The sequence below is a fragment of the Labrys miyagiensis genome, assembly GCF_030160835.1.
Taxonomy (GTDB): domain Bacteria; phylum Pseudomonadota; class Alphaproteobacteria; order Rhizobiales; family Labraceae; genus Labrys; species Labrys miyagiensis.
The window spans coordinates 97,011-123,976 of the sequence record NZ_BSPC01000028.1; the positions used below are offsets into that span (position 1 = coordinate 97,011).

Annotated in this window: 21 protein-coding genes and 2 tRNA genes; 6 read left to right on the forward strand and 17 right to left on the reverse strand. The window is 60.9% G+C overall.

Annotation, left to right across the window (positions count from 1 at the left end; genetic code table 11):
- Positions 1-130: 130 nt before the first annotated feature.
- The 3 genes from QQL24_RS16705 to QQL24_RS16715 all read right to left on the reverse strand — a co-directional run bounded on the left by QQL24_RS16705 (position 131) and on the right by QQL24_RS16715 (position 5,352).
- Complete coding sequence (locus QQL24_RS16705) at positions 131-2,794, reverse strand: tetratricopeptide repeat protein (protein WP_284313427.1); 2,664 nt, start codon at positions 2,792-2,794, stop codon at positions 131-133.
- 58 nt (positions 2,795-2,852) lie between these two features.
- The gene (locus QQL24_RS16710; protein ID WP_284313428.1) at positions 2,853-3,896 is read right to left on the reverse strand and encodes a tetratricopeptide repeat-containing glycosyltransferase family 2 protein; all 1,044 of its coding nucleotides are present in this window, start codon (positions 3,894-3,896) and stop codon (positions 2,853-2,855) included.
- A 523-nt stretch (positions 3,897-4,419) separates the two neighbouring features.
- Positions 4,420-5,352 (reverse strand): ATP-grasp domain-containing protein, encoded by a 933-nt coding sequence (locus QQL24_RS16715; protein ID WP_284313429.1) that lies wholly within the window; start codon positions 5,350-5,352, stop codon positions 4,420-4,422.
- Positions 5,353-5,927: 575 nt separating this feature from the next.
- On the opposite strand from QQL24_RS16715, the gene QQL24_RS16720 reads away from it, so the two are divergent.
- Together QQL24_RS16720 and QQL24_RS16725 are read left to right on the forward strand one after the other, a co-directional pair.
- On the forward strand, positions 5,928-6,728 hold the full coding sequence (locus QQL24_RS16720; RefSeq protein WP_284313430.1) for a DUF707 domain-containing protein: 801 nt from the start codon (positions 5,928-5,930) through the stop codon (positions 6,726-6,728).
- Positions 6,729-6,840: 112 nt separating this feature from the next.
- Positions 6,841-9,600: a glycosyltransferase family 2 protein gene (locus QQL24_RS16725; RefSeq protein ID WP_284313431.1), complete on the forward strand. Its 2,760-nt coding sequence runs from the start codon at positions 6,841-6,843 to the stop codon at positions 9,598-9,600.
- A gap of 195 nt (positions 9,601-9,795) precedes the next feature.
- Here the strand turns inward: QQL24_RS16725 and glmS are convergent, their stop codons facing one another.
- The 4 genes from glmS to QQL24_RS16745 all read right to left on the reverse strand — a co-directional run bounded on the left by glmS (position 9,796) and on the right by QQL24_RS16745 (position 14,944).
- Entirely contained in the window at positions 9,796-11,622 is a 1,827-nt protein-coding gene (gene glmS / locus QQL24_RS16730; RefSeq protein ID WP_284313432.1) for a glutamine--fructose-6-phosphate transaminase (isomerizing), read from the reverse strand.
- A gap of 147 nt (positions 11,623-11,769) precedes the next feature.
- Positions 11,770-12,210, reverse strand: coding sequence for a PopZ family protein (locus QQL24_RS16735; RefSeq protein WP_284313433.1), 441 nt, complete (start codon positions 12,208-12,210; stop codon positions 11,770-11,772).
- A 185-nt stretch (positions 12,211-12,395) separates the two neighbouring features.
- Positions 12,396-13,850, reverse strand: coding sequence for a TolC family outer membrane protein (locus QQL24_RS16740; protein WP_284313598.1), 1,455 nt, complete (start codon positions 13,848-13,850; stop codon positions 12,396-12,398).
- Positions 13,851-14,287: 437 nt separating this feature from the next.
- Positions 14,288-14,944 carry a protein-L-isoaspartate O-methyltransferase family protein gene (locus tag QQL24_RS16745; RefSeq protein ID WP_284313434.1) on the reverse strand — a complete coding sequence of 219 codons (657 nt, stop codon included), beginning with the start codon at positions 14,942-14,944 and terminating at the stop codon, positions 14,288-14,290.
- A gap of 214 nt (positions 14,945-15,158) precedes the next feature.
- On the opposite strand from QQL24_RS16745, the gene QQL24_RS16750 reads away from it, so the two are divergent.
- Positions 15,159-15,232 (forward strand) — tRNA-Cys (locus tag QQL24_RS16750).
- A 79-nt stretch (positions 15,233-15,311) separates the two neighbouring features.
- Here QQL24_RS16750 and QQL24_RS16755 read toward each other — a convergent pair.
- The gene (locus QQL24_RS16755) at positions 15,312-15,593 is read right to left on the reverse strand and encodes a hypothetical protein (protein ID WP_284313599.1); all 282 of its coding nucleotides are present in this window, start codon (positions 15,591-15,593) and stop codon (positions 15,312-15,314) included.
- A gap of 156 nt (positions 15,594-15,749) precedes the next feature.
- On the opposite strand from QQL24_RS16755, the gene QQL24_RS16760 reads away from it, so the two are divergent.
- Positions 15,750-15,825 (forward strand) — tRNA-Asn (locus QQL24_RS16760).
- Between the two features lie 83 nt (positions 15,826-15,908).
- Here QQL24_RS16760 and ybaK read toward each other — a convergent pair.
- Positions 15,909-16,382, reverse strand: coding sequence for a Cys-tRNA(Pro) deacylase (gene ybaK, locus QQL24_RS16765; RefSeq protein WP_284313600.1), 474 nt, complete (start codon positions 16,380-16,382; stop codon positions 15,909-15,911).
- A gap of 329 nt (positions 16,383-16,711) precedes the next feature.
- On the opposite strand from ybaK, the gene QQL24_RS16770 reads away from it, so the two are divergent.
- Positions 16,712-17,743 carry a cysteine synthase A gene (locus tag QQL24_RS16770; protein ID WP_284313435.1) on the forward strand — a complete coding sequence of 344 codons (1,032 nt, stop codon included), beginning with the start codon at positions 16,712-16,714 and terminating at the stop codon, positions 17,741-17,743.
- 7 nt (positions 17,744-17,750) lie between these two features.
- Entirely contained in the window at positions 17,751-18,464 is a 714-nt protein-coding gene (locus tag QQL24_RS16775) for an alanyl-tRNA editing protein (protein ID WP_284313436.1), read from the forward strand.
- 56 nt (positions 18,465-18,520) lie between these two features.
- Here QQL24_RS16775 and QQL24_RS16780 read toward each other — a convergent pair whose 3' ends face one another.
- From QQL24_RS16780 to queA, 8 genes are all read right to left on the reverse strand, one after another.
- Entirely contained in the window at positions 18,521-18,874 is a 354-nt protein-coding gene (locus tag QQL24_RS16780; RefSeq protein WP_284313437.1) for a COG4315 family predicted lipoprotein, read from the reverse strand.
- A gap of 244 nt (positions 18,875-19,118) precedes the next feature.
- A complete protein-coding gene (locus QQL24_RS16785) occupies positions 19,119-20,912 on the reverse strand; it encodes an ABC transporter ATP-binding protein (protein ID WP_284313438.1) in 1,794 nt (597 codons plus the stop codon).
- A 423-nt stretch (positions 20,913-21,335) separates the two neighbouring features.
- The gene (gene msrQ, locus QQL24_RS16790) at positions 21,336-21,980 is read right to left on the reverse strand and encodes a protein-methionine-sulfoxide reductase heme-binding subunit MsrQ (protein ID WP_284313439.1); all 645 of its coding nucleotides are present in this window, start codon (positions 21,978-21,980) and stop codon (positions 21,336-21,338) included.
- On the reverse strand, positions 21,980-22,924 hold the full coding sequence (msrP, locus tag QQL24_RS16795) for a protein-methionine-sulfoxide reductase catalytic subunit MsrP (RefSeq protein ID WP_284313440.1): 945 nt from the start codon (positions 22,922-22,924) through the stop codon (positions 21,980-21,982). The genes msrQ and msrP overlap by 1 nt, the downstream gene beginning before the upstream one ends.
- Positions 22,925-23,040: 116 nt before the next feature.
- A complete protein-coding gene (gene dmeF / locus QQL24_RS16800; RefSeq protein ID WP_284313441.1) occupies positions 23,041-24,270 on the reverse strand; it encodes a CDF family Co(II)/Ni(II) efflux transporter DmeF in 1,230 nt (409 codons plus the stop codon).
- A complete protein-coding gene (locus QQL24_RS16805; protein WP_284313442.1) occupies positions 24,267-24,542 on the reverse strand; it encodes a metal/formaldehyde-sensitive transcriptional repressor in 276 nt (91 codons plus the stop codon). The genes dmeF and QQL24_RS16805 overlap by 4 nt, the downstream gene beginning before the upstream one ends.
- A 179-nt stretch (positions 24,543-24,721) precedes the next feature.
- Positions 24,722-25,870: a tRNA guanosine(34) transglycosylase Tgt gene (tgt, locus tag QQL24_RS16810; RefSeq protein WP_284313443.1), complete on the reverse strand. Its 1,149-nt coding sequence runs from the start codon at positions 25,868-25,870 to the stop codon at positions 24,722-24,724.
- Positions 25,864-26,925, reverse strand: a complete 1,062-nt coding sequence (queA, locus tag QQL24_RS16815; protein WP_284313601.1) for a tRNA preQ1(34) S-adenosylmethionine ribosyltransferase-isomerase QueA — start codon at positions 26,923-26,925, stop codon at positions 25,864-25,866. The genes tgt and queA overlap by 7 nt, the downstream gene beginning before the upstream one ends.
- Positions 26,926-26,966: the final 41 nt, after the last annotated feature.

The following is a 26,966-nucleotide window of genomic DNA, read 5'->3' on the forward strand; positions in this document are numbered from 1 at the left end:
GAAGACTCACCAAAGGTCTCGAAGTGAGATGGCCGTTTCGATCACACAAGAGCCGAAAAAAGCCGGTCATTGTTTGCGATCATGTCATTGCCGCATGCTGCGGTGATCAATCTCCTGGGGTCGGTGCGATTTAGTCCAGCGTATCGCTAAACAGCGTCCCTTGATGCTCAAGGCTCGCAAAGCGAGGCTCAATACCGACGGATGCCATCACCTCACCGACCATGACATCCTCATATACGGCATCGTCCAGGAATACCGGGAAGCGGCGTGTGATTTCCGCAAAGCGTCCCAGGGCCTTCCTGGACAAATAGTAGGCTCGCCCATAGCAAAATTTGGCTGGTGCGTGCCTTGCCGGGCGAATGGAAATGAGTGGATCTTGGCACTTGCCGAAATGATAGGCCGGATCACCGAAGACATCGATCTCCCCGGCATAATCGGCGCCACTTGAGCCTATGTCCGCCAGCATCTGCCGAAATCGCTCAAAATTTTCTATATACGTGTCTTCATCTATTTTGATGCAACTCTTGCACGTGCTCGTAATCGCTAGATATTCATATGCGGCAGCCACTTTCTTTGGCAAACCTTCATAGCCGTCGGAGCACGGAAGCGTCAAAAGTACACCATCGAAAAGCGGCACTCTGCTTTCCGGATCGCCGATGATGATCATATGAGGAAAGTCATGAAGTTGCTTTGACAGCAATCGAGCCGCCAAAAGATTTTTCCTGCAGCTTAGGATTACTACGAGGGGATAGAGATTGTTTTCAATCTGTAATGGCCTAACAAACTCTCGATATAATTTCTTATATATCAGGTAGTAACGACGGGTCGTGTTATCGTAGACTAAAACTTCCCGAAGGCACTCGATCGCCGCATATTTCTCGCCGATTTCATATAAGGCCATTGCCTTTCGAAACAGCACCATGGCGATCAGCGGCCCTGAGCGCAAATGAGGGAGCACGGTTGGGAGCTTTTCCGCGACAAGGTCAACAAGGGTTGCGGCATCGCCGCTCCGACGCTCCACATCCTGGAGAAATTCAACAACAATCGGGTGAGTGGGCAGCCGCTTGAGCCAGCCTGTATTCACCACACTCAGTCTCGCCTCGGCGGTCAGCCTGCGATACCGCGCGGCGTTCTCGGTGGTCGGCGAAGCGTTATTCTGTCCGAGCTCCTGTACGAACTTACGCAACGCATTTCTTCGATTTTCGGATTCACCTCTTCCAACCTCTTCGACAAATGCCGAACGAGCCAGGGTGACAGCTTCGCGTGTGCGACCCACCCTGATCAATGCGTCACAATGCCAATTATCAAGGCCGAGCCTGGCGTTGACGTCTGCGTTCTCAAGCAGTTCAATAGCTTCGGTATAACGCATCGTCGCGTGGCGGAGCATGAAGCTGGCCTGTAGTCGCTCATGCTCTGTTGGAATGACGGTTGCAGCGCAGGAGAGCCGCTCTGCGAGCCTCTCGCGGCCCAGCGCAACAAGCGCTTCGATCAGCCAGGCGGCGGCAAGAGCACGGCCGAATCTGCTCCTTAGCAGCCTGCTCGCGCTGCGGGCCGTTGCCCGCGCGTCATGGGTTGCTCGGCTTATCATCAGCCGCGCCGCCAAAAGTGCGGGGTGATCCTTGAACTGAGGCGCCGCATCGAGAACGGAAGCAGCACTGTCACTTCGACCTGACAGGGCGAGCATCTTGGCCAGGGCAGCCCGAATTGGAAGCGATGTCGGCCGTGCAGCCAACATATCTTGCCAAATTGCCGCAGCCTCCGCGTATGCACCACGCTCGGCGGCGATCTCCGCTTGCAAGAGCTGCGGACCAAGAGACGACCCCGCTCTCAACTCGTCGTGGTGTTCGGGCAGTTCTCTGTCCACAATTGCTGCCTCGCCCAACCGAATTCGACAAAGAAGCCTTGAGAGCGGGGCCTCCTTTGGGCTGTCGTCTCTGTCGGCAATACGAGTCCATGCATCGCGCGCCTGACCCCAGTCCTGCAGTGCCTCGGCGACGCGAGCGGCGGCGATCAGACCTTCAATTCGCTCTGGATGCTGCGCCAGAAGTTCTTCGCTCAACCGCAAGGCCCCATTGGCATTGCCGTTTGCCAGGAGATGCTCGACCTGCGCATAGGTCCAATCTGGTGACGCCGGGAAGCGCCGCCGTCCCTCCTTAAGACATTCGGAGAAGCGTTCAGTGTCTCCAGACCTCGCCAGCGTCAGGGCTCGCCCGGCATGAGCGGCGTGGACGCTGGGGAAAAGCTCGCAAGCGGACTCAAAAATGGCCGTCGCTTGGGCATAGTCACCGTCATGCATATGGATTGCAGCGGCTTCCAAGAAACCTTCAAGCCGCGGCGGCACTGCGGCGCGAAGCGTCGCAAATAGGTAGCAAGCCTCTTCCATCTGATTTTGAGAGACAGCAAGCCGGGCACGCCGAAGTATCGTGTTGGAGTTGGCTCCTGCAAGGCTTTCCGCCGACTCCACGGCTTCAATCGCGCCTTTGAAGTCTCCCAAGGCCATCAAGGTATCGGCTTGCCCCAGTCGCGCTGAAGGACTCGTTGGAATGCGATCGACGACCGCCCGCCAGTACCGTGCGGCCTCATGGCTGCGGCCAGCGAGGAACGCCGTTTGAGCTAATCCAACGTCTCCTCGCGGGTCGCCCTCGGCTATCTGTGTACAACGTCCGAACCAGAATCGTGCCTCGTCTAGAGAATACTTGTCCAGAGCAGCCCGACCTTTGGCATAAGCTTCATTCGCATCTGCTTGATCTGGAGGCGCTTTGGCTTTCATCGTTGTCAAGGTGCCTTCAAACAAGGTAGGCATGATCCGCCGATCGCGTAATCCTGCGACCGGCAAAGGGAGCGGCATAGACCTAAGAGACGGATCGTAAACTCATACCTATTGCCGCTCTAAACATTGCAGTCGCCTCGCTCTGCCGCCCCATCTTCATAAGGCAAACGCCAGCGAGATGCGCCGAAAACTCGCCGAATATTCGTCCGTCAAAAGCAATCAGCTCATCAACGAGTCCGTCAACCTCCACTTCGAGCAACTGACGAAATATGAAAAGAGCGTCTTCGTAGCTGCCGGTCAGGCAAAGTCCACGGCCTTTGAGAAACGTCAACGCATAGTCGCTCGGGTAGCGCGCCAATCCCTCATGGATGAGCACCATTGCGGCAAGAGGATTTTTGTCAAGTGCGGCTCGAGCCAGGAATTGAAAAAGCAGGCTCGTATCGGCCTTCTGCTTGTCAGTTTCCGCGCGCCGTCCCACTACCAAACCCGTTTTGGCCGCCTCAATCGCCGCCGCGCCTTTGCCTAAGGCGGCGAAAGTCTCGGCCAGATGCGCCCAGTAATAGACGCGTCCTGGCTGGTCCCTCACAGCTTGCAGCAGGAGGGGCAGATTGCGACTATGCTTTCGCGATTGATCGCCGTCATATCCGAGGTGATCCAGCCTTATCGGAGATGAAACAATACCCAAGGGTTCCTGCGCCATTATTACATCCAAGGCGGGAACAATTGTTTCGTGAATAGGCCCGGTAAAACGCAAATCTGGCCTATTTCGAAACAAGCGAGGCTCGCGATAACGAGTATAGCCGCTTTTGGGCTTGAATTGCACGAACGCCGCGAGAGCCGAAGTCGCGTCGAAACAGTCCAAAATTCTTGTTTGGTGTGAAGATACCAGCCGCTCATCAGCGTCAACATATAAAAGCCATTCACCGAGTGCTGCATCAAGAGCCACGTTTCGCGCAGCAGCGAAATCATCATTCCAGCGATGATCGATGACAACGGCGCCCCAGCTTCGCGCGATTTCCCGTGTTTCGTCGCTTGATCCGGTGTCGACGACAATGATCTCGTCAACGGCCGGTCTGATCGATTCCAGACAACCGGGCAAAAACACCGCCTCGTCGCGTGCAATCAAGACAGCGCTGACCGTGTTAATTCCGATGTCCGCTGGCAAGGTCTGGCTAGAGGTTGCCGCTCAACGATAGCGGAACAATTAGGCTTTGGCCCCTGAGGGTTTGAGAAAGAGCTGCGGGGCTGGACCAATCCGTGCGGTTGATGAGCTCATCTATCGCAGCTTCAAGCGAAGGACTTAACCCAAAAGCATCGCTTTCGTCCAGACGGTGATCCTTAACCTCGCTACTTTCAGAACGTTCCACTGCTTGCTCCTCCCGGCGACATTTCCACCTATGGCGAGTTGATGACCTAACGTCAAGATGATCGGGGCTCTGCATTATCAACGCGGGTCTTGGTGAACCGCCGCAATTTCAGAATTTGTAGCATAGCACACCACTGCTGTCCTCTGCTTCCAGCCACAGGCGACGGCGTCGGTTTCCAGCTAAACAACGCTATCGCCTTAAGATGGATCGCACGCGGCCTTGGTATCAGCAAGAATACCATCATTCAGATCGTCCGCCGCCACCGCAAGACGCCTAGCTCCCTCAGATCGCCTCGGCGCGCGTCCGCTCGATCAGAACACGCGCGCAGGTACGAAAGGCATCGAATTCGGTCGCCAAATCCTCGACGCCAAGTCTCTCGCGATATCCTGCCGCGTTCTTGCTGGAGAACATCCAGGTGCCTCCTCCAGGATTGACCTCCAAAAGGTAGAGTTCACCGGTTTTCGAACGAAGGATATCGCAGGCCTGCAGGGCCACATCCGGCATTGCCTCGTAGGCGGCGGCGGCCAGGGCCAGGATGTCAGGCTCCCGCGTGGAATAGGCGATGCTGTCGGGTGGTGCCGGCATGAAGTCCCGTGGGTTGAAGGGCCCATGCCGGGATTCCAGTACGAGCGGCTTGGTCGATTCTCGGCAATAGGTAAAGAGGGGCGCGCCGAAGAGGGTCAGAACCCGGCAGGTCATGGCATAGCCGCAATCGATGAACCTCTGCGCGACCATGGGGCCTCTACGGCCCGGATGCTCATCGAGATACTCGGAAGGAGCTTTGTAGCGTACGCCTGCCGTCGGCACCAATTCGATACCAACTCCCCAGGACGCCAGGGCATAAGACGGCTTGATGATCACCAAAGGCCCGTAGAAATCCGGCGAAAGAACCGTATCGGGGCGAATTTCCTCAAAATGCGGCACCGGTATTCCCGCCGAAGCCAGTCGCTGCATTTCAATGAGCTTCGACATCGGTTGGCCGGAATAGACCTTGCCGCGATTCGGCTGAAAGGTCAGGAGGCTGATCGGCGAGAAAATCAGGCAAGGACGGCCAGCCGCCTTCTTGCGCGTGTATGACAAGCGTGCGGTATTCGACGCGATGAAGACCTCGATATCGGGAGCCGCCTCCTCGACATGCTTCTTGATCGTCTCCATGTCCGCGATGTCTTGCCAGCCCTCGCTATGCACCAGAACGAGATTGCGGGTTTGCGACATACTCATCTCCGCAAGGTCACGACAAGGCCGTTTTGTGCTGCCCCGAAGCTATAGGCTTGATTCGACGAGCCGGGCCGCAGGTCGCTCTATTGAATAGCTTTGCAAAGAAATCGACGTTCCGCCATCGCGGTTACAGTCGAGATGATTGATTTCCACAACCGTGGGAAATCCAAGACTGCTCACCCCAACAGGAGGTATTGGCGCGCCGACCGTCGCGTAATGCGCTTGAGCGACCAGCCTTGGGCGTGGAAGGCACGCCAAACCTGGGGCGATTAAATCCACCAACTTCATCCCCTCTCCACCCGTGCGAAACACCGAATGGATGGCCGCAGAACGGAGCAATGATGGGTGCAAATTCTGTACACGGGCTTATAGCAGAAGGGTACAATCGAAAAAATAATGGGCGGCTTTGCCGTTTTCTGCCGGTGAACCGGACATGGTGGATATTGGCTGAGATGTAACTGGGGATTTGTACGAACTCTTCGGAACTTCCCTTCCCCACCCCCGCGCAGCCGGAAGAACTCCTGCTATACTCGGATGCCGCGGAGAAGCGGCAGGCACTCGGCAATGGCAGCATGATAATTTCAAACAGCGACAACCCCCTGCCATCGTCGAAGCATTCGGAGCACCGTCGATGGTGCATATTTACCAGTGCTGGCAATTTCGACAATGTTACTTCGTGGATTGAGCGATCCCCGACAAGATCCTGGGATCTGATCACCGCCTTTTATGGCGATTACAAAGATACATACGACAGGCTGTGTCTGATTTCAGATATTTGCCTGCCAATGAAAGGTGGCAAATTTCAAAACTTGAAGAAATTCTATGATAGTTGGCCTGATATTATCGACAGATATGATTTTATTTTTGTCGCTGACGACGATCTGATTCTTCGCATATCGGATTTCGACGCCGCCTTTGGGCTTGCGCAGCAATTGGATCTTTGGGTCTGCCAGCCGGCTTTCAGCCAGGAGGGAAAAATCTCCCACCCGATTACGGCACATGTGGGCGGCACTTCAAGTATCCGATTCGTAAATTTTGTCGAGAACACATGCCCACTGTTTAGAAGTGACAGGCTGAAAAGCTTTCTTGATGTTTTTGATGATCATTTGTCGGGTTGGGGAATAGATTGGTGGTACTGCAACCACCTGGGTTCAGATGTAAGCGGACGATTTGCAATATTGGATGAGGTCGTTGTCCTGAACCCGTATGATCACCAGCGACCGGGACGAGCAAGAGAGATAACAAAACTGCGCAGAACTTCGGATCGATACGACGATTGGCTGCGCGTGAAGGCAAAGTACGGACTTTCCGAATATCCGCACCAGCTCTTCGACACCATCCACAAAGCGTCTGTCGGCCCCTTTGGTGACTAGGCCCTCCCACCGAAGCCAGGAGCGGCACGAGCATCGTAATTGTGAGGGTTGCGACGTCGTTGCTGTAATTTTCACTCACCTAACCAGACGCCATGCTGGGAAGTCGCTGTAAATGATCGCAATTGAAATTCTGGGTCTGTCGTTTGTAGTCAACGCGCCGGAGCAAATCCTGCGGGATATCGCCGTTTTCTTCCACCTTGTCAGCAAGCCCGAAGATACCGCGCTGCCGGATATGACAATCATCCAAAGCCGCTCTGGCGCATGGCGACTTTACGCGCAGGGAATTCGCACTCCCGCGGTCGCGAACAGTCGTAACGAGGTACTGCCTCTCCTGTTGAACGTCATCACCACAAAGATGGCCAGCGAGCGGCAGACCACCCTTCGCGCTGGTTGCATCGGCTGGATGGCCCGATCGGCGCTGATCTTCGCATCGAACAGAGACGACCAGACGCTTTTCACGGCCTGGGCTGTCGACCGCGGTTTTACCTATCTTGGCGACGACATCATCGGTCTTGACCCAGACGAAGGTGTCGTTACAGGCTTTCCCGCGCCGGCCCTGCTTTCGAGCGGTGTCGCCGCCGACGTCTCCGCCCTGCAGGCATTTCGCAATCTTGCGTCCATGGCATCGGTGGAAGCTGTTGTCGTGCGTCCCGAGACAGCTTGGTGCCCCGACGAGTTGTCGGCGCCCTGCGGACTCATCATCGTCCCGGAATTCATGGAAGGGTCTGCGCTGCTCATAAGCCCGGTGTCGGCAGGAGAAGCGAACGATATCTGCCTTGCCGAATGCGCCCGCCTGAACGCGCCGTCGCTCGATGATCTTTTCGCCATGAATGCCCTGGTGACGAAAACGCCCGCTGTGCGGATCACCTACGGCGATATGGCGCAGCTCGATGGTGCAGCCGACCACCTGATCCGATACGCACTTGAAAGCGAGATCCCACGCCCCCAGTTGGAGCGATTTCTCCAGGCCCTGTTGCCACACAAGCCGCCAACCGCAGTCTATCCACGACAGGTTGCGACCGAACGGACAATGTCCCCGCCGCCGAAACTTACGATCGGAATGGCGACTTACGATGATTATGACGGCGTGTATTTCTCGGTCCAGGCCCTGCGATTGTACCATGGCGACGTGATGGATCAGGTCGAGCTGCTGATTGTCGACAATCACCCCGACGGCGCTTGTGCCGAAGCGCTCAAGGAACTCGATCGTCACGCATTGAACCTACGCTACCTACCGCAGACCGAGTTGGCCGGAACGGCCGTGCGCGATTTTGTATTTCGCGAGGCGGCGGGAGAATTCGTCCTGTGCATCGACTGCCATGTCCTGCTTGTACCCGGCGCGGTGCGAAGCCTGATCGACTATTTTGCGGCACACCCGGATACGCCCGACCTTCTTCAGGGCCCACTCCTCATGGACGGCCTCGATGCCGTGACCACCCACTGGGACCTGAAATGGAACAAAGGGATGTTCGGGGTCTGGGCGCCCCCATTGACGGATTTCGACCGGACTGGCGAGCCCTTCGAGATTCCCTGCATGGGTCTGGGGCTCTTTGCCTGCAGGAAGGCCGCCTGGGTTGGGTTCAATCCGATGTTTCGTGGTTTCGGCGGCGAAGAGTTCTATCTGCATGAGAAATTCAGACAGGCCGGTGCCCGCACGCTGTGCCTGCCTTTTCTGGGCTGGGTTCATCGCTTCAACCGCCCGATGGGAATTCCTTATGCGGTGACATGGCAAGACCGAATTCGGAACTACATCATCGGTTGGAGCGAGTTGAATCTACCGTTGGACGAGATGCGCCATCATATGTCGGAACTGCTCGGCGAGGAGAATACCGACCAGGCGTTCAAGGCAGTCGAGAGTGAATTGAGTGCTCTCGGGACGGCCGGCATGATGGGACCGGAGTCGATCCCGCGCTCCAATTCGCAGCTCTCCAAGATCGCGCCCAGTGCAGTTCGCCGTAAAACTCCGGAAGTGAGCGTGCTGATGCCGGTGTTCAATGGCGCACGATTTCTTCAGCGGGCGATCGACAGCATTCTCGGCCAGACACTGCGCGAGATAGAATTCGTGATCGTCAATGATGGTTCGAGCGACGAAACGGCAGCGATCCTGGACACCGTCGCGCGGCGGGATTCCCGCGTTATCGTCGCGCACCTGCCCAAGAATGGCGGTATTTCAGCGGCCCTGAACCATGGTCTCGGCATGGTGTCGACCGAGTTCGTGGCGCGTATGGATGCTGACGATATAGCGCTGCACGACAGGCTGGAGCGCCAGTTGCAGTTCCTGGCACAGCACCCGGATGTCGGTGTGCTGGGCGGCTGGATGAGACTGTTGTATCCTGATGGATCGCTCGGCGATGTGATCCAATATCCCGAAGGCCTTTGGCGTTTTGACGCGCAGATGCTCGCAGGCAACCCGATTGGCCATCCTTCCGTGATGATGCGCCCGTCGATCATCCGCAAGGTCGGCGGATATCGCTCTGCATTCGATGGACAAGAAGATTACGACCTGTGGATCAGGACCAGCCAGATAGCGAGAATTGGCAATATCGGCGGTGCGTGCCTGGTCCATTACCGCTTCCGTTCCTGGGCGGAAGCGAATATCCCGCGTAGCTGGTGGCGGCGTTTCCTCGGCATAGTCGTTTGCGCCTGCGGCAGAAGCAGCCTGGTCGGCGTCGGCGACCCGATGTCAGGACGGGAGCGGATCGATTCTTCGGTTCTGCCGCTCCTCATGATCACTGACGAAGAGCGTGCCAATCTTCGCGCCTATCTGCTGAACTCATTGAGTCTCGATCCAGATGGCGCACATGCCGGGATGACGCTCGCGGAAGCATTCTCCCTTCTCGATATGAAGGGGCTTGTAGGGCGCCTTGCATAGGCACCGATGTGCGATCACTGCCATCAGGATCGACGCCACGGATTGCTTCTAAAGCGTTTTGCGATCGCAAAGACGCGTCGAAACAAAGAGTGAGAGCAAAGCAGCGTTTGCGCCTAAACGCGCTTTGCTCTAGCGATCTCTGCCGGAAGCGCAGGATCTTCGACGGCGACACAGGCGAATGCGAAACCCTCGCCCTCACTCGACGGTAACACTCTTGGCGAGGTTGCGCGGCTGGTCGACGTCGGTGCCGATGATCACGGCCGTGTGGTAGGCCAGGAGCTGGATCGGGACGGAATAGACGATGGGTGTGACCACCGCCGGCATTTCGGGCAGGACGATGGTCTTGAGCGTTGCCATGGCGGCGGCTTCGGCCCCCTTCGCATCGGTGATCAGGATGATGCGGCCGCCGCGCGCGGCCACCTCCTGCATGTTCGAGACTGTCTTCTCGAAAATGGCGTCGAAGGGAGCGATCACGACCACCGGCATGGTCTCGTCGATCAGGGCGATCGGGCCGTGCTTGAGTTCGCCTGCCGCATAACCTTCGGCGTGGATGTAGCTGATTTCCTTGAGTTTCAGCGCACCTTCGAGCGACAGCGGATAGCTCGTGCCGCGGCCGAGATAGAGCACGTCCGAGGCCTTGGCAAGGTCACGCGAGAAGGTCTCGATCTCATGCTCCAGGCGCAGCGCTTCGGCCATCAGGCGCGGTGCTTCGATGAGCGCATGTACGAGTTCGCTCTCCTCCGCGGCCGATAGCGTGCCGCGCGCCTTGCCGGCGCCGATGGCAAGTCCCGCCAAGGCGGCGAGCTGGCAGGTAAAGGCCTTGGTGGAGGCGACGCCGATCTCCGGGCCCGCCAGCGTCCGCACCATCACCTCGGCCTCGCGCGCGATGGTCGAGGTCGGCACGTTGACCACGGCCAGCGTGTGCTGCCCCTGCTCCTTGCAATAGCGCAGGGCTGCCAGCGTGTCGGCCGTCTCGCCCGATTGCGAGACGAAGATCGACAGCCCACCCTTGTCGAGCGGTGCTTCGCGGTAGCGGAACTCGGAGGCGATATCGACTTCGACCGGCAGGCGCGCATAGCGCTCGAACCAGTATTTGGCGATCATGCTGGCGAAGGAGGCGGTGCCGCAGGCCGAAATGGTGAGGCGGTTGAGATCCTTCCAGTCGAAGGGAAGGTCCTCCGGCAGGCGAATGGTCTCGCCCACCATGTCGATGAAGGAAGTCAGCGTATGCGAAACAACTTCCGGCTGCTCATGGATCTCCTTCGCCATGAAGTGCCGGTGATTGCCCTTGTCGACGATGGTGGCTGAAGCCTGCGATTTCTGGATCGTGCGATGCACACGCTTGAAGGCGGCATCATAGATGGTGGCTGAGCCGCGCGTCAGTGCGACGCTGTCTCCATCATCGAGATAGGCGATGGTGTTGGTGAAAGGAGCCAGCGCAATGGCGTCCGAACCCAGGAACATCTCCCCTTCGCCATAGCCCACCGCCAGCGGCGAGCCGAGGCGGGCGCCGATGAGCAGATTGTCCTCGCCCGAGAACAGGAAACCGAGCGAGAAAGCGCCGCGCAGCCGCCGCAGGCTCGCATGCACCGCTTCGATCGGCATCTTGCCGCGATCGAGTTCGCGCGTGACGAGATGGGCGATCACCTCGGTATCCGTCTCGCTCTGGAACCGCGCGCCTTCGGCAATCAGCTCTTCGCGCAGTTCCCGGAAATTCTCGATGATGCCATTGTGGACCACCGCCACCCTGCTCGTGGCATGGGGATGGGCATTGCCCTCCGTCGGCTTGCCGTGGGTGGCCCAGCGAGTGTGCCCGATGCCGATGAGGCCTTCGAGCGGATCGCGGTCGAGCTTGTTTTCGAGATTGCGAAGCTTGCCCTCGGCACGCCGGCGGGTGATCGCGCCGTCTTCGAGGGTGGCGATGCCGGCCGAATCGTAACCGCGATATTCAAGGCGCCGCAGCGCATCGACCATGGGCAACGCAACCGCTTCTTTTCCGAGAATACCGACAATGCCGCACATACGCTCTACCCTTTACCGATTCGCATCAGACTAGCTGCGAGGGATTTAGGGCTTCGTGAACGCGGGGCGAAATCAAAATGCCTGACAGTTTGTGACAGGCGCATGGCGGCGCGGATGGTCGGAAACGCGAATTCGTGCCGCGGGCGCTTACGGCTTGCCGGAAATGCGTTCGATTTCCTGGCGCACCAGCCGCTCGACCAGAGTGGGCAGATGGGCGTCGAGCCAGGCCTGCAGCATCGGCCGCAGCATATCCTGGACGACATCCTCGATACTGCGTGCATTCTTCGAGAAGACGGTGTGGTTGAGCGTGGCGAACGATGCCGCCGCCTCGGCCCCGCGCGCTGTAGACAGCAGGGGCTCCGCCTGTCCCGCATCGTCATTGGCCGGCGCCGGCGGATCGATCGGCTCTACCCTGGGCTCGACAGCGCTGCCCGGGCGTTCGGCCACCAGCGCCTCGACCGGGCTGCGCCGCGGCCGCCGCACCGAAGGCGCGTCATCGGCGATGATTCTGCGGATGGAGGCCAGGATCTCGTCCATGGAAGGTTCCTTCGGCGCCTGGGGCGGCTCCAATCGGCTCGATGAGGACATGGGACGGCTCCTTGAGGGGCCGGCCTTGCGCCCTGCCCGCTGCGCATGCCGGCTCGGGCCGAGACAGTCATGCGACATACCCTTCAAAACAAGAACGCCCTCCAATCGCAAGAATGTGGAGGGCGTTGTCTTCAGAATTCTGTCGATATCAGCGGAGTATCAGACCCGCCGTTGCGAGGCGCTGCTCAGCGGCCATCCGGAATGTCGGTGCCGATCCACTTGTCGCGCACCTGGTCGTAATGGACAGCCGGATCGTATTTGGCCACCTTGAGGCCGAGAGCCGAGGCGTTCAGCTTGCCGACCGCCTGGAGCAGCGTATAGGACGCCACCACCTGATCGCGCTGGCTGATAATCAGCGTCGCGCGGGCGTTGAGAAGCACCTGCTGCTGCTGCAGCACGTCGAAGGTCGTGCGCTGGCCGACCTTGGCTTCCTCGCGCACGCCGGCAAGCGCGACGCCGGCGGCGGCGACCGCGGCCTGGTTAGCCACGATCTCGGAACGCGCTGCATCCAGATTGCCCCAAGCCGACACGACGGAGGCCCGGACTTGGTCGCGCAGGATGTCCGCATTGATACGCGCCTGACCGAGGGTCTCCTTGGCCTGGCGAATCTTGGAATAATCCACGCCGCCTTCATAGATCGGCACCGTCAGGAAAGCGCCGATCGACGCCGAGCTCTGAATCCGTGTCGCACCAGTGACGTCATAGTTTTGAGAGAGCGCGCCCTGAGCACTCAGGCTTGGATAGAGAGCGCCTTCGGCCACCTTTACCTGCATGGCCGCAGAGTCGACGGCATGGAGCGCGGATGTGATGGAGGGATGGTTGGCAAGACCGGCCGAGATGGCAGTGTTCTGGCTCTTGGGCAGGATCTTGAGCGGCTTGGCGGGCTCGAGGCGCTTCGGCTGGGAGCCGATGATCTGGCGGTAGACAGCGGTGGAGGACTTGAGCTGCGCCCCAGCCTGGATCTCCTGCGACTGGGCGCCGGCGAGGCTGGCATTGGCCTGCTCCACGTCGGTTCGGGTCACTTCGCCGACATTGAAGCGATCCTTGGTCTGCTTGAGCTGTTCCTGCAGCACTTCCACGTTATTCTTTTGCAGGTTGAGCAGTGCCGCGTCACGCAGCACATTCATATAGGCGGTCACCGCGGCGAGCAGCGTCTGCTGCTCGACGTCGCGCAATGTCTCGCGCTGGCTGAGAACACCGGCCTCGGCGGAGCGCACGGAGTTCGCCGTGCGGAAGCCGTCGAACAGTGGCTGGTTAATAGTGACGCCGACGCCGCGGGGAAACAAAGTGTCGTTGCCAACCCCAAACTTGGCGACGCGCGTGGTATCCGCCTCGGCGGTGACGTTGGCCTGACCGTTGATCGTGGGGCGATAACCACCCAGAGCCTGGGGCACATTTTCGTCAAAAGCACGCGCACCAGCGCGTTGAGCGTTCAAAGTGGGGTTGGAAGTGTAAGCCTGCGACAGCGCCGACTGCAGCGATTGCGCCTGCGCGCCATTGATGAAGAAAACAAGCGAAGCGCTTGCCGCCAAAAGAGAAATGACGCTCACAGTTTTCATGACTCTACCCGACCCAAAATCAAAAGAGGCGGTTAACCCGCCCAATCTTTGCCAAAAAATAACCCGACAGGCGCCATTCACCAACACCTCATTTGATTCGCCAGACGATAATTCCGGAGCTGAAGCAAAAAAGAGACAGTGAACCCCAGGTTCGGTTAATCAACTGTCAACGCCACTATTATAGTGAATGAAGGATTAAGTACGGAGGGTGATGTCAACGACGCCCTCCGGTGCGAATTGATCGTCGGTCAGACATGGCATGGGTGTGTCCCCGGTTCAGCCGGCACGCAAGCCTGATACTGCCTTGCAAAAGCTTTGCTTTCGACCCTCGACAGGCATCCGCTACGCTCAATATTGACCGACGGCTTTCCCCAGATGCGGATGTTCGCTCGATCGTGATATTTCAGAATTCCGACTGCGCCACCGCTTTGCCATGACCCTGCCGCGTAAGGGTAACGCCTCTCTGACCACAAAAACCGTAGAGGGTTTCCGAGCGAATCGGCCCTTATTCTTATTGATCAGAACGTGAAGGCAGGTGCCTTGGCAAAACCCGGCAGGGCCTGCAGAGAGGCATCGAAGGCGATACGTCCCGCGTGATCGCTGCCAACACGGACGAAAATCGTGGCGCGCCCGGCGCGCCCGCGGCCGACCACCGCAATGAGGCGGCCACCCTCGCGAAGCGATTCGAACAGCGCCAGTGGCACCTCCTCCACCGAGCCCTGCAGAAGAATGACATCATAAGGGCCCGACGCGGCAGCACCACTCGCGAGCGCCCCCATGGTAACGCTGACATTGTCATAGGGGGCAAGTGCCGCCTTTGCCTCCCCGGCAAGACCCTCGTCGCTTTCGAGGGCCACGACCTTGGCGGCGAGCTGGGCCAGGATCGCGGCGGAGTAGCCGGTGGCTGAGCCGACATCGAGTGCAACGTCCGTGGGCTTGACGCCGGCCAACTGAACCAGCTTCGCCAGGAACATCGGCTGTATAAGATAGCGCTGGCTGCCGGGCAGGCCGACAGGCAGATCCGCATCGAGATAGGCAAGCGCCTGCTTGGCGGCCGGCACGAAAGGCTCCCGAGGCACGGCGAGGAAAGCATCGACCACCCGGCCCTCGGTCACGTCATTGGTGCGAATCTGGCAATCCACCATGGTGCGGCGCGCTTGGGCGAAATCGGTCATCGATCGGCTCTCTTGGTTGTCCGTTCGTTGTTTGGGGCAAGCCCTCGCAAAAGGCAAGTCGGCAGGCTGCTGCGGGACAGCGCAGGCGCCGATTTTCCGCGCACGTCGACTTTCCCGCCAAATATCGCCGGCCTCGCGAAAACCGGTTGAACCCGCCCCATTGGCTTGTTATAGGGCGCGCCTCCGCTTTGTCTTGCACCGCTCGACAATGGATGGCCACGTGGCGGAGTGGTTACGCAGAGGACTGCAAATCCTTGCACCCCGGTTCGATTCCGGGCGTGGCCTCCAAAAAACCTCTCACTTTATGCAGGTTTGCCAAGCCCATATCGAAGGGGCAGTTGCGCCGTGCCACCCCGATGATCCCCCGTCACGACGTCGGCTCCGAGGGCGCCTGTTTGCTGGCCTGGCGCCGCCGGCCCCACCAGACCGAGAGCCGGCGCCGGCCACGCCGAACGGCCGGGATATCCACCGACAGGATCAGCAAGCCAACCGGGATCATCCAGAAGCCGAGAATCGGCAGGAAGCCCAGAAAGCCGCCGATAATCATCGCGACGCCCAGAATCATGCGAAGCCAGCGCGATCCCGGCAAATGAAAATGACGTCCCAGGATTCTCACCTTGGGACGGCTAATCGGCTCAGTTGGCTCCAAAATGCCCCTCCAAACGGTATGAAACGCCCCATTGATCCGGATGTGTTCCCTCACCCATAGATGTTAATCCGAAAAAGAGATGCAATCTGGGCACGATTGGCCTTGGCAACCCCCGATGATGTTGCTATACGCCCGGCCCACCGGGGAACACCCTGTTCCGCGATAGCTCAGCCGGTAGAGCAAGCGACTGTTAATCGCTGGGTCGCAGGTTCGAGTCCTGCTCGCGGAGCCAAATTCCTCCCCTTTGCGTCGCTGACGCATCAGCTTCCCCAAATTGCGCAATCTTCAGTTCGGTCTGTTGCTGGATGACGAGCCTTACGCCACCAGCGGTGCGGCGAGGGCTTCGAGCACACTCATGGCATCCCGTGGGTTGAGGCGGACCTGCAGGCCCCGCTGGCCGCCGTTGATGAAGACGTACTCGTTGTCGAGTGCGGCCTGCTCGATGGCGGTCCGCACCTTGCGCATCTGGCCGAAGGGGCTGATGCCACCCACTTTATAACCCGCGCTGCGCTCGGCATCGGCGGGCTTCATCATCTGGGCCGATTTGCCGCCGAAGGCCGCCGCGAGCTTTTTCATGGCGACCTCGCGATCCGACGGCAGGATCACGCAGACGGGCTTGCCGTCGACCAGCGCCATCAGGGTCTTGAGCACGCGGCCCGGCGCCTCGCCGAGCGCCTCGGCTGCCTGCAGGCCGATATGGTCGGCATCCGGATCATAGTCATAGGTATGGACGGAGAAGGCGACGCCGGCCTTTTCCAGCATCTGTGTCGCGCGCGTCGCCTTGGACATGGCAGCGTTCCATTCGTTCACCCTGAGATGGCCGTTCATATCGGACGATCCCGCGCCATGAAAGAATGGATGTTTGCTCGGGCTGGGAGAGATCTCTAAAGCGTTTTGCGATTTGCCGGAATCGGCAAGAATCGCAAAGACGCGTCGAAACAAAGAGTGAGAGCAAAGAAGCGTTCACGCTTGAACGCGCTTTGCTCTAGACAACAAAAGGGACCCCGTTCCGAACGAACGGTCATCAATCGAGAAAAACAACGGTGGCCTGCCCCCTCTATCCCAGACCCGCAAGACGGGTTACGGTCTCCGCCCCTCAAACCATCAGACATTCACACATGGCTTTCCGTACCGGTCTCGTCGACGCCATCGGCAATACCCCCCTCATCCGCCTCAATCGCGCCTCGGAGCTGACGGGCTGCACCATTCTGGGCAAGGCGGAGTTCATGAACCCCGGCCAGTCGGTGAAGGACCGGGCGGCGCTTTTCATCATCAAGGACGCCGTGGCGCGAGGCGAGCTGAGGCCAGGCGGCACCATCGTCGAAGGCACGGCCGGCAATACGGGCATCGGCCTTGCTCTGGTCGCCGATGCCATGGGTTTCAAGACTGTCATCGTGATTCCCGAGACGCAGAGCCAGGAAAAGAAGGACATGCTACGTCTCGCGGGCGCCGAGCTCGTGGAGGTGCCGGCGGTGCCCTACGCCAATCCCAACAATTACGTGAAGGTCTCCGGGCGCCTTGCAGCGGAGCTTGCCAAGACGGAGCCGGGCGGCGCGGTCTGGGCCAACCAGTTCGACAATGTCGCCAATCGCCAGGCCCATATCGAAACGACAGCCCGGGAGATCGTGGAGCAGACCGACGGCAGGCTCGACGGCTTCGTCTGCTCGGTCGGCTCCGGCGGCACGCTGGCCGGCGTCGGCATGGGCCTGAAAGCCGTAAACAAGGACATCAAGATCGGCGTGGCCGACCCGATGGGCGCGGCGATGTATTCCTGGTTCAGCAATCGTGAGCTGAAATTCTCAGGCTCGTCCATGTCGGAAGGCATCGGCCAGAACCGCGTGACCAAGAACCTTGAAGATGCCCCTGTCGATCTTGCCTATCAGATCCCGGATGAAGAAGCCGTGCCCTTGGTCTATGATCTCCTCCAGGAGGAAGGGCTGTGCGTAGGGCTTTCGACCGGCATCAACATCGCTGGCGCAATCCGCATGGCCAAGGACCTGGGGCCGGGCAAGACCGTCGTGACGATCCTGTGCGACCACGGCTCGCGCTATCAGTCGAAGCTGTTCAATCCCGCCTTCATGCGTTCCAAGAATCTGCCTGTCCCGGAATGGCTCGAGAAACGTTCCACCATCAAGGCTCCATTGGAATAGGTGAATCATGGCCACAGTCCTGCTTTTCAGAGACGACGCCTACGCCCTGACCGCCACCGCGACTGTGGTCGGCCTGTCGCAGCACGGGATCATTCTGGACCAGACGATCTTCTACGCCATGGGCGGCGGCCAGCCCGGCGATGTCGGCACCCTGACCCTCTCGGACGGGCGCACCGTTGCCATCGTCAATGCCGTGTGGAACGACGAAGCCAAGACCGAGATCGCCCATGTCGCGCCTCCGGAAGGGCTCCTGCCCGCCATCGGGGACACCGTGGAGCTGGCGCTCGACTGGCCGCGCCGCTATGCGCGCATGAAGGTGCACACGGCGCTGCATCTGCTCTCGGTAGCCCTGCCCTATCCGGTCACCGGCGGCTCGATCGGCGATGGCGAGGGCCGGCTCGACTTCGATATCCAGGACGCCGGGCTGGACAAGGAGGAGATCGCCGCCAAGGTCAACGGCATGATCAACCAGGGCGCCGAGGTTTCCGAGCGCTGGATCACCGATGCCGAACTCGACGCCAATCCCGCCCTGGTCAAGACCATGTCGGTGAAGCCCCCGCGCGGCTCGGGCCGCGTGCGCCTGGTGGAGATCGAAGACCTCGACCTGCAGCCCTGCGGCGGCACGCATGTGAAGAACACGCAGGAGATCGGCCGCGTCGTGGTCACGCAGATCGAGAAGAAGGGCAAGCAGAACCGCCGCGTGCGGATCGCGCTGGCTTGATCGAGTGGGGCGCGGAACGCGGCAACTTGTCGGCCGCGCCCGCCGAAATCCTGCCGCTACTCGCTGATGATGTGCCACACACCGCCAACGCCGTCGCCGGTCTTGTCACCCTTCTTCTTGTCGGAAGCGTAGAAGTAGACCGGCTTGCCGTCATAGGTCCATTGCAGCGCGCCATCCGTGCGCTTCACGGTTGCCCAGCCTTCTCCCATTTTCTCGCTGGCCTTCGCCGCATAAGGCGGCCATTTCGCCGCGCACCCTCCATAGCAGGAGGGTTTGCCGCCGGCATCCTTGTCGAAGACATACAACGTCATGCCGTTCCGGGCAGTGACCATCGTCGCGGCACTTGCCGCGAGGGGCAGTGCAGCGCCAACGAGAACTAGAGACAGGCGTATCGTCAAGGCCTTGATCATAGCATGGTCCCTCCCTTGAGCAGCCCGCACCGCGTGCTGATGCCCTTTCGATTTCCGGACGACGCATAAACAAGCCAACTCACATTTTATTCGCGATGACGAACAGATCTCAGCTGCCGTTCGGCTGCAGGAAAGAGCGCGTGAGCCTCCGCGATAAGAGGCTGGAGCTTCAGGCTCATTTGATAGTGTAATCCGGTTAGACCCGATGGGGAAGAAGTGTGCCGGTCCGAAGACCGGCACACTGTTACGCCGCCCAGCCCTTGGCCAGTTCCAGCGCCTGGCGCTCGAACAGGCCGCGATAGATGCCGTCGGCGTGGCGGATCAGGCTGGCGTGATCCCCCTCCTCCACGATCCGCCCCTTATCGAAGACGAGGATGCGGTCCATCGCCTGCACGGTCGAGAGGCGGTGAGCGATGACGATGGTGGTACGATCCGCCATCAGGCGCTCCATCGCCTCCTGGATCAGATGCTCGGATTCCGAATCCAGGCTCGAGGTGGCCTCGTCCAAGATCAGGATCGGCGCATCGGCCAGGAAGGCCCGGGCAAGCGCCACGCGCTGGCGTTCGCCGCCCGACAGCTTCACGCCGCGCTCGCCCACCATTGTCGCATAGCCCTTCGGCAGAGCCGAAATGAAGTCATGCGCATTGGCGAGCCGGGCCGCCTGCTCGATCTCGGCCAGGCTGGCGCCAGGCCGGCCATAGGCGATGTTCTCGGCCAGCGAGCGGTGGAACAGGATCGGCTCTTGCTGCACGATGGCGATGCTGGCGCGCAGGCTGGCCTGCGAGACCTCGGCGATATCCTGCCCGTCGATGACGATCCGCCCACCATTCACATCGTAGAGACGCTGGATGAGCTTGACGAAGGTCGTCTTGCCCGAACCGGAACGCCCGACGAGGCCGATCTTCTCGCCTGCCCTGATCTCGACCGAGAAGTCGCGATAGAGCGGCTCGGCATGCCCTCCATAATGGAAGGTGACATGCTCGAAGGCGATACGGCCTGCCCCGATCTCCGCGGCCGGCGCACCCACCTGATCCCTCACGCCCATGGGCTGGTCATAGAAGGTCACCAGTTCCTCCATATCGTTGACCGAGCGCTGGAGGTTGTGGATGTGCATGCCGATGTCGCGCAGATAGCCGTGCACGATGGCATAGCTTGTCAGCACCAGCGCGACATCGCCGGCATCGGCCTGGCCGCGCATCCAGAGCAGCAGGACGAAGCCGAGCACGGCCGTGCGCAGCAGCAGCAGGAAGGCGTTCTGCGCCGTGCCGGCATTCGTGCCGCGGATCCAGGTGCGCGTGGTGCGAGACCGCCACTTGCCGAGCACCTTGGCAAGCCTGTCGTCCTCACGCGTCTCGGCGCCGAAGGCCTTGACCACGGCGTTGCAGGTAATGGCATCGGCCAAGGCTCCGCCTACGCGCGTATCCCAGCTGTTGGCGAGGCGGGCCGCCGGCGCGACATAGTTCACCGAGAGCAGCACCGTCATCGCCACGAAGCCGATCGCGCCGACGAGCACCACGAGCCCCAGCGCCGGCCAGACCGTCCCGAGCACCCAGGTCGAGCCCAGCAGCACGAGGATGGACGGCAGGATGGCGACGAGCAGCGTGTCGTGCAACATGTCGAGCGCCCACATGCCGCGCGTGATGCGGCGCACGGTGGAACCGGCAAAATTGTTGGCGTGCCAGTCCGTCGAGAAACGCTGCAGGCGTGCAAAGGCATCGCGGGCGACAAAAGCCATCACCCGCGTGGTCAGCACGGTTATGCCATAGAAAAAGAGCTGCCTGCAGCCGACCGCCAGCGCGGCGAGCAACAGCATGGCGCCCAGCGCCCACCAGGCATCGCTGGCCTCGTCAACGCCGGCGGTAACGGCATCGACCATGCGTCCGGCAAAGATCGGGATCACCACCTCGCTGATTGTGGCGACCGCAACGGTGAAGACGATGGCGGCGACGATGGCCCGATGCCCTCGCCAGTTCCTGAAGGTGAAGGCAAGCACGGCGGCCATCGGGTGTCGGCCCGTTCGTCGGCTCGTTTGAGTCATGATCACATCCGGCGCCACACAGCACCGTCTCCGGATGGCAAAGCGCGCGCAAAAGCGCGGTGCCTATTTGGTTCGGGGAAAAAAGCCCAAGGGGCCGTTCGGGGAGAAGGAAACGCCGCCTAGCAGCGTGCCATGTTCTCGTAGGGTCGAACGCGCGGCGTGCGACGGAGATTAATCGATGATGTCATACAATCCTCCCTCGCTGAGTGTGGCCGGGATGGGCAAGATAGAGACGGTTTTACGCTAAGGCAACTGGAAATTTAGGAAAAAATGAACGGCAAGGATCATCCCGTGCGCGATGCTGCATGCTATGCTGCGTCGCTGACACGGGATCGCCATGGGCTTTGGGTGCTCCACTCGTCTTTCGATCCCGGATCTGCGCAGCGCCACTTCGTGACGCAGCGCGTCCGGGAGGACGCCGTTCTACGCTGCCCGCCGACCCTTCGGCTTCCTGCCGCCGATCGTCGGCCAGACCAGCCGAAAGGCCAACAGCACCAGCACGATCGCTGCATAAACCAGCGGCTCCATCAGCCATACCTTCTTGATCATGATGAAGTGCAGCGCGCCGAGGGCGATGGCGAGATAGACGGCTTTGTGCAGCTTGGCCCAGGCCTTGCCGCCCATCCGGCGGATCGACCAGTTGTTCGAGGTGAGCGCCAGCGGCACCAGGATCGCAAAGGCGGCCATGCCGATGGTGATATAGGGCCGGCGCAGGATGTCGATCAGCGCGGCATGCAGGTCGAGACCGCGGTCGAGCCAGATCCAGACGCTAAGATGCAGCAGCACATAGTAGAACGCCACGAGGCCGAAAGCCCGCCGATAGCGCAGCAGGTTGATCCTGAAGAGCTGGCGCAGTGGCGTGATCGAGAGCGTGATGATCAGGAAACGCAGGGCCCACAGGCCCAGCCCCCATTCGAGCTGGGCCACCGGATCGGCGCCGATCCTGTCGGTGAAGGCGAGGTAGAACAGCCACGCCGCCGGCAGCATGCCGACGACATAAACAAGCCACCGGATCAGCGGTTGCCAGGAGAAGACGGCGTCGGAGCTGGCCTGGACGGGCGTGCTCATCAGAAATTCGCCTTCAAGTCCATGCCCGTATACATCGAGGCGACCTGGTCGGCGTAACCGTTGAACATGAGCGTCGGCTGACGGCCCGCCAGCAGGCCCGCGCCGATGCGCCGCTCGCTCGCCTGGCTCCAGCGCGGATGGTCGACCTCCGGATTGACGTTGGAGTAGAAGCCATATTCGTTGGAATTCTCCTTGTTCCACGAGGTTGGTGGCTGCTTGTCGACCAGGCTGATGCGCACGATCGACTTGATGCCCTTGAAGCCATATTTCCAGGGAACCACGAGGCGGATGGGTGCACCGTTCTGGTTCGGCATGGTCTGGCCGTAGAGGCCGATGGCTAGGATGGTGAGCGGGTTCATTGCCTCATCGAGACGCAAGCCCTCCACATAGGGCCAGTCGAGCGCCGGGAAATAGGCGGCCTGTCCGGGCATTTCGGCGGGGCGCACCAGCGTCTCGAAGGCGACGTATTTGGCGCTGCCCTGCGGTTCGGCCTTCTTCAGGACTTCGCTGAGCTGGAAGCCGAGCCAGGGGATCACCATCGACCAGGCTTCGACGCAGCGGTGGCGGTAGATGCGCTCCTCAAGGGCATAAGGCTTGACGAAATCTTCCAGAGCATAGGTAGCGGGCTTGTTGACGAGGCCGTCGACCTTCATGCTCCAGGGGCTGGTCGTCAGCTTGTCGGCATAGGCGGCCGGATCGCCCTTGTCGGTGCCGAATTCGTAGAAGTTGTTGTAGCTGGTGATGTCATCGAGGCTCGTCGGCTTGTCCGTCGTGGAATACGGGCTCTTGGCGCCGGACAGGGCGGCGGCACCGGCAGATCCCGACATGAGGCCAGCGCCGATCGCGGCGCCCGCGCTGCCGAGCAGGAAACTGCGGCGATTGAGATAGGCCTCCTTCGGCGTGACATGTGCTTCGGTGAGGTCGGGGGCATGGCGGATAAGCATAATCTTCCTCTCGCGGCTCAGGCCGTAAACTTGCACAACCTTATACGTGAGCCAGAGGCGCTCTGTTTCTCACGATCATGTCAAAGATGGCGTGTTTTGCGTGAGGAAATGCGTGATCAGGCCGCCTTCAGCGGTTGCACCTCTACCGTAACGTGAGACAGCGAAGGAAAGCCCGTTAGCTTGTCGCGATAATAGCGCGGCTCATGCGGCTGCGGACTGGCGACCGAAACGATGGCGCCGAGATGCCCTGGGCCGAGGCGCCAGACATGCAGGTCGGCCACCCTGTCGCCATCCTTCTCGATGCTGGCTCGGATCGCTTCGACCAGCCGCCGGTCGGGCATCATGTCCACCAGGATGCCGCTGGTGTCGCGGATCAGCGTATAGGACCAGCTGAGAATGACCCCTGCGCCGACAATGCCCGCCACCGGATCCATCCAGCTCCAGCCGAGAAAGCGCCCGAACAGCAGGCCGACGATCACCAGCACCGAGACGGCCGCATCGGCCAGAACATGCGCGACTGCCGACCGCATATTGTTGTCGCCGTGCCCGGCAGTATGGGCGTGCTCGGTGAAGACCGTGCTGCGCTCCTCCGCGCCGATGCGCACATGCGCCGTGAAATCATGGGGCTCCGGAATCTCGTCGAGTGATTCCAGAAAGCCGTCGCGCGCGGCCATGACGAAGCGTTGAGACCGGCCGTCGGCGCGGACCGTCTCGATCGTCGTCCCGCCCGCCACGAGCGCATGGCCGTCTTCCGCCTTAAGGCGGAAACGGGGCGGCACGCCCTCTTCGAAGATGGAGAGCTCGACCGCCCCCTCAACCGTCGCCAGCAGGCGGGTCTCGTCATGATGATGGTGACTGTCGTCGTGGCCATGGCCGTGATGATGGTGTCCACCGCCCAGCAGCCAGACGCTGGCGACATTGACCGCAAGGCCGATCACAGCGATGGCGATAGCCTGTTCGTAATCGATCGCCACAGGGTGGACGAGCCGCATCACCGCCTCATAGCCGATGAGAGCGGCGATCATCGCCAGGATGATGGCGCTGGTATAGCCGGCGAGATCGCCAAGCTTGCCGGTGCCGAAGGTGAAACGCTGGTCGGCGGCGTGCCGGCGCGCATAACCATAGGCCAATGCGGTCAGCAACAGCGCGCCGGCATGGGTCGACATGTGCAGGCCGTCCGCTATCAGGGCGATCGAGCCATAAATCGCGCCGCCGACGATTTCGACGACCATCATGGCGAGGCAGAGCCAGATCACGGCCCAGGTGCGCCGCTCGTTGCTCTCGTGATCCTCACCCAAGAAGACATGGCTGTGTCCGAAGGCGGGCGTACCGGTTGGTGAAGTCATTTCAGATAGCTCCTGACGACTTCGATGAGATGTTCGGCCGCTTCCCGGCCGGCTTCCTCCCCCTGCCCCGGCGCCATGATGTGGTCGCGGATGTGGTCCTCGATCACCTCCGCCATCATGCCCGCCACCGAGCCGCGCACCCCGGCCAGCATATGCATGACCGGATCGCAGCCGAGCTCGCTCTCCAGCGCCCGTTCGATCGCCTCGACCTGCCCCCGTATACGCCGGATGCGCGCCAGGAGCTTGGCCTTCTCCTTGATGGTATGACTCATGATCGCCCTCAATAGCATAGGGGGGTAGGGTATAATCACAAAGCGAGGAAAGCAACCCCGGGGGCCCCGGCGCAGCGGGACCGTACGTCACAGTTCGCTACCTCAACACATGTGGCCGTTGATTGCGTCCGATGCCGTCGCGTCGCACGGAACAGATCTCAGGAACGCTGGCGCCCCTCTCAGCGCACAGGGATGTCGCCCCGTACCCAGCCTTCCTTGGTCTGCGCCTTGAAGTCGGCGAAACGCCCTTCGGCGATGGCGGCGCGCATGCCAGCCATCAGGTCCTGGTAGTAGGCAAGGTTGATCCAGGTCAGCAGCATCATGCCCAGGATCTCGTTGGCGCGGGTGAGATGATGCAGATAGGCGCGGCTGTAATCGCGCGCCGCCGGGCAGGACGACATCTCATCGAGCGGGCGGTGGTCCTGGGCGTGGCGGGCGTTCTTGAGATTGATCTTGCCGAAGCGCGAATAGGCAAGGCCATGCCGCCCTGCCCGCGTCGGCATCACGCAATCGAACATGTCGATGCCGCGCGAGACGCTTTCGATCAGATCGTCCGGCGTGCCCACGCCCATGAGATAGCGCGGCTTGCCGGCGGGCAGATGCGGCTCGACCGTCTCGATCATGGTGAGCATCACCGCCTGCGGTTCGCCGACCGCCAAGCCGCCGATGGCGTAGCCCGGGAAATCCATCTCGGCGAGCGCACCGGCCGAGGCGATGCGTAGGTCCGGAATATCGCCGCCCTGCACGATGCCGAAGATCGCCTTGCCTGGCTGCGTGCCGAAGGCGCGTTGGGAGCGCTCGGCCCAGTCGAGAGACAGGCGCATGGCGCGCTCGATATCGGCGCGCGTCGACGGCAGGCGCACACATTCGTCGAGCTGCATGATGATGTCTGAATCGAGCAGCGTCTGGATCTCCACCGAACGCGCCGGCGTCAGGCGGTGCGAAGAACCGTCGATATGGCTCTTGAAGGTCACGCCATCCTTGTCGAGCTTGCGCAGGCCGGACAGCGACATCACCTGGAAGCCACCGGAATCGGTGAGGATCGGCCCCTGCCAGCGCGAGAACTCATGCAGGCCGCCGAGGGCGGCCACGCGCTCGGCGCCCGGCCGCAGCATCAGGTGGTAGGTGTTGCCGAGAATGATGTCGGCGCCGAGGTCCTTCACCTGGTCGACATACATCGCCTTCACTGTGCCGGCGGTGCCGACAGGCATGAAGGCGGGCGTGCGCACGGAGCCGCGCCCCAGATGCAGCGCACCCGTGCGGGCGGTGCCTTCGGTGGCGTGGATCGAGAACGAGACGGCGGCAGTGTCGGTCGGGGTCTTCAGCATGGCGCCCGCCATAGCAGACTGGAATCGCCATAGGAATAGAAACGGTAGCCCTGCGCGATGGCATAGGCATAGGCTGCCTGCATAACCTCATAGCCGGCGAAGGCTGAGACCAGCATCATCAAGGTCGAACGCGGCAGGTGGAAATTGGTCATCAATGCATCGGCCGTCCGGAAACGATAGCCTGGCGTGATGAAGATCGCGGTCTCGTCGGCGAAAGGCTGGATGATGCCATCCTCGTCCGCCGCGCTTTCGAGCAGGCGCAGCGAGGTGGTGCCGACGGCGATCAATCGCCCTCCCCGTGCCCGCGTCTCATTGAAGGCAGCAGCCGTCTCGCCCGTGATGACGCCGAACTCGGCATGCATCTTGTGCTCGGCGATCTCCTCGCCCTTCACAGGCAGGAAGGTGCCGGCGCCGACATGCAGCGTGACGAAGTGGCGGGAGATCCCAGCCGCATCGAGCCTTTGCAGCAGTTCGGGTGTGAAATGCAGGCCTGCCGTCGGCGCGGCGACGGCGCCATCGGCCCGGGCATAGACGGTCTGGTAGTCCTGCCGATCGCGCTGGTCGTCGGCGCGCTTGGAGGCGATATAGGGCGGCAGCGGGATATGCCCAACCGTCGCAATGGCGATGTCGAGCTGCGGTCCAGCCAGGCCGAAACGGAGCGTGACCTCGCCGCCCTCGCCTTTGGCCTCGACCTCGGCAGACAGCGCGTCCCCGAAGGCGATCGTGTCGCCCACGGCTAGCCGCTTGCCCGGCCGGGCGAAGGCCTTCCAGCGTTCGGGACCGATGCGCTGATGCAACATCGCCTCGATCGAGGCCCCTGCCCCGCCCGGCCGCCGTCGCATGCCATCAAGGCGCGCCGGGATCACTTTGGTATCGTTGAAGACAAGGGCATCGCCCTCGCGCAACAGCAAGGGCAGGTCACGCACGATATGGTTCGAAAAGCGCCCAGCCTGGCTCGGATCGACCAGGAGCAGCTTCGCGCTGTCGCGCGGCTCGGCGGGACGCAGCGCGATATTCTCCTGCGGCAAATGAAAATCGAAATCCGAAACGCGCATTTGGGGTCTGGTCATCCCGGACGCGATGCAACATGAAATGT